This is a genomic window from Streptococcus saliviloxodontae (assembly GCF_016908655.1).
Lineage (GTDB): Bacteria > Bacillota > Bacilli > Lactobacillales > Streptococcaceae > Streptococcus > Streptococcus saliviloxodontae.
The window spans coordinates 1-3953 of sequence record NZ_JAFBEI010000064.1 but is presented as its reverse complement, the minus strand read 5'-3'; the positions used below and the strand labels follow the sequence as shown (position 1 = coordinate 3953).

The following is a 3953-nucleotide window of genomic DNA, read 5'->3' as shown; positions in this document are numbered from 1 at the left end:
ATAATACGTGGTTTGTTATCTGTTGTGTCATAAGGTGTATCAACATCACTTGTTGGTGTATCAACTACCGGATTCTTGATAACATTTCCTGATTCGTCAACGTAGTGAACTACCACGTCACCTTTCGGTGTAACTACTTCTCGGTACACGTAGGTGATCTCTGTGCGACCTTCTACTACTTTACCAGTTTCATTACCTTGAGTCTTAGTTGGGATAATTTCATACTTCTTACCATTAAACTCAATAATACGTGGTTTGTTATCTGTTGTGTCATAAGGTGTATCAACATCACTTGTTGGTGTATCAACTACCGGATTCTTGATAACATTTCCTGATTCGTCAACGTAGTGAACTACCACGTCACCTTTCGGTGTAACTACTTCTCGGTACACGTAGGTGATCTCTGTGCGACCTTCTACTACTTTACCAGTTTCATTACCTTGAGTCTTAGTTGGGATAATTTCATACTTCTTACCATTAAACTCAATAATACGTGGTTTGTTATCTGTTGTGTCATAAGGTGTATCAACATCACTTGTTGGTGTATCAACTACCGGATTCTTGATCACGTTTCCTGATTCGTCAACGTAGTGAACTACCACGTCACCTTTCGGTTTTTGAGGTGTTTGTGACTCTGAATGAACAGAACTGCTTGATGCACTTGCTGACTCTGAACTTGAAAGGGATTCTGAAACTGACTCACTCAACGATTCTGAGACTGATTCGCTCATTGATTCTGAGATTGACTCGCTCAAGGACTCGGAAATGGATTCACTTGTTGACTCAGAAACTGATTCGCTTAATGACTCTGACACTGACTCACTTAACGATTCTGAGACGGATTCGCTCAATGACTCTGACTCTGACTCGCTCAACGATTCTGAAACTGATTCACTCAAGGATTCTGAAACTGATTCGCTTAATGACTCGGACACTGACTCACTTAACGATTCTGAGACGGATTCGCTCAATGACTCTGACACTGACTCACTTAACGATTCTGAGACTGATTCACTCAATGACTCTGACACTGACTCACTTAACGATTCTGAGACGGATTCGCTCAATGACTCTGACACTGACTCGCTCATCGATTCTGAAACTGATTCACTCAATGACTCGGAAGCCGATTCGCTCAATGATTCTGAGATTGACTCACTTAACGATTCTGAGACGGATTCGCTTAATGACTCGGAAACCGATTCGCTCATCGATTCTGAGACGGACTCACTTGTTGACTCAGAAACGGATTCGCTTAGGGATTCTGAGACTGACTCGCTTAATGATTCGGAAATGGACTCACTGATCGATTCAGACACTGATTCGCTTGTTGACTCAGAAACTGACTCGCTCATCGATTCTGAAATTGACTCGCTTAACGATTCTGAAACGGATTCGCTTTGTGACTCGGATACTGACTCACTTAGCGATTCAGAGACTGATTCGCTCAATGACTCGGATACTGATTCACTCAAGGATTCTGAAACTGATTCGCTTAATGACTCGGACACTGACTCACTTAACGATTCTGAGACTGATTCGCTCAATGACTCTGACACTGACTCGCTCATCGATTCTGAAATTGACTCACTTAGCGATTCAGATACTGATTCGCTTAATGACTCGGAAGCCGATTCGCTCAATGATTCTGAGATTGACTCACTTAGGGATTCTGAGATTGACTCACTCAACGATTCTGACACCGATTCACTTGTGGACTCGGAAACTGACTCACTTAGCGATTCTGACACGGAGTCACTTGTTGATTCTGAGACGGACTCACTTTGTGACTCTGAAACTGATTCGCTTATTGACTCAGAAACTGACTCGCTTAATGATTCTGAGACGGATTCACTTGTTGATTCTGAGATTGACTCACTTAGGGATTCAGATACTGACTCGCTCAACGATTCTGAAACTGATTCGCTCAATGACTCGGATACTGACTCACTTAGGGATTCTGAGATTGACTCACTCAACGATTCTGATACTGATTCGCTTAATGACTCTGACACTGACTCGCTCATCGATTCTGAAACTGATTCACTCAATGACTCAGATACTGACTCACTTAGGGATTCAGATACTGATTCGCTTAATGACTCTGACACTGACTCACTTAACGATTCTGAGACCGATTCGCTTAACGACTCTGACACTGACTCACTCAACGATTCTGAGACCGATTCGCTTAATGACTCTGAAGCCGATTCGCTCATTGATTCTGACACTGACTCACTCAACGATTCTGAGACGGATTCACTTGTTGATTCTGAGATTGACTCACTTAGCGATTCTGAAACTGATTCGCTTTGTGACTCTGACACTGACTCACTTAATGATTCTGAAATTGACTCACTGATCGATTCTGACACTGATTCGCTGAGGGATTCTGAAATTGACTCACTCAAGGACTCGGAAACCGATTCGCTCATTGATTCGGAAATGGACTCACTTGTCGATTCTGAGACGGATTCACTTAGCGATTCTGAGACGGACTCACTCAAGGATTCAGAAACTGATTCGCTTAGGGATTCTGAAATTGACTCGCTTAATGACTCGGAAACCGACTCGCTGAGGGATTCTGACACTGATTCGCTCAATGACTCAGACACTGACTCGCTGGTTGACTCGGAGACTGACTCGCTCAGGGACTCTGACACTGATTCACTGATTGATTCGGAGATTGACTCGCTCATCGATTCGGAAATTGACTCACTCAAGGACTCGGAGACCGATTCACTTATTGACTCGGACACTGACTCACTCAAGGACTCGGAAACCGATTCACTTAGCGACTCTGAAACTGACTCGCTCATCGATTCGGAGACGGACTCGCTTAATGATTCTGAAACTGACTCGCTCATCGATTCGGAGATGGATTCGCTTAATGACTCGGACACTGACTCACTCAAGGACTCAGATACGGATTCGCTGGTTGACTCGGAAACCGACTCGCTTAATGATTCTGAAATGGACTCACTCAACGATTCTGAGACGGATTCGCTGATTGACTCAGAAACGGACTCACTCAACGATTCTGAGACGGACTCGCTGGTTGACTCAGATACTGACTCACTTAAGGACTCAGACACTGATTCACTCAATGACTCTGAAACGGACTCACTCAAGGATTCTGATACTGATTCGCTCAAGGACTCGGAGACGGATTCACTCAAGGATTCTGACACTGACTCACTTAACGATTCGGAAACAGACTCGCTCAACGATTCTGAGACAGATTCACTCAAGGATTCTGACACTGACTCACTTAACGATTCGGAAACAGACTCGCTCAACGATTCTGAGACAGATTCACTTGTTGATTCTGAGACTGACTCACTTAGGGATTCAGATACCGATTCGCTCAATGACTCGGAAATTGACTCACTCAAGGATTCGGAAACTGATTCGCTTTGTGACTCGGACACTGACTCACTTATTGATTCCGAAACGGACTCGCTCATCGATTCTGAAATTGACTCACTCAATGACTCGGATACTGACTCACTTAGCGATTCAGAGACTGATTCGCTTAATGACTCTGAAGCCGATTCGCTCAATGACTCGGACACTGACTCGCTTAGGGATTCGGAAACAGATTCACTCATTGATTCTGAAAGTGACTCGCTCATCGATTCTGAGACCGATTCACTTATTGATTCTGAAACTGATTCGCTCAACGATTCTGAGATTGACTCACTTGAAGTTTCTGAAGCGGATTCGAGTAGTGATTCTGAAATTGACTCGCTCATCGATTCTGAGACGGACTCACTTAGCGATTCAGAGACTGATTCGCTCAATGACTCGGACACTGATTCACTTAAGGATTCTGAAACCGATTCGCTCATCGATTCTGAGACTGACTCACTTAGCGATTCTGAAACCGACTCACTTAGTGACTCTGAAATTGACTCACTCAACGATTCTGAGACGGATTCACTTGTTGATTC

Annotated in this window: 1 protein-coding gene and 1 pseudogene; both read right to left on the bottom strand. The window is 43.9% G+C overall.

All coding sequences use genetic code 11. The features are described 5' to 3' along the window. The coding region (locus tag JOC31_RS09660) for a MucBP domain-containing protein (RefSeq protein ID WP_205017943.1) at positions 1 to 731 on the bottom strand (731 nt) is incomplete at its 3' end. Between the two features lie 1671 nt (positions 732 to 2402). Then, positions 2403 to 3467 (bottom strand): annotated as a pseudogene (locus JOC31_RS10185) (DUF445 family protein); the annotation flags it as partial. Positions 3468 to 3953 lie beyond the last annotated feature (486 nt).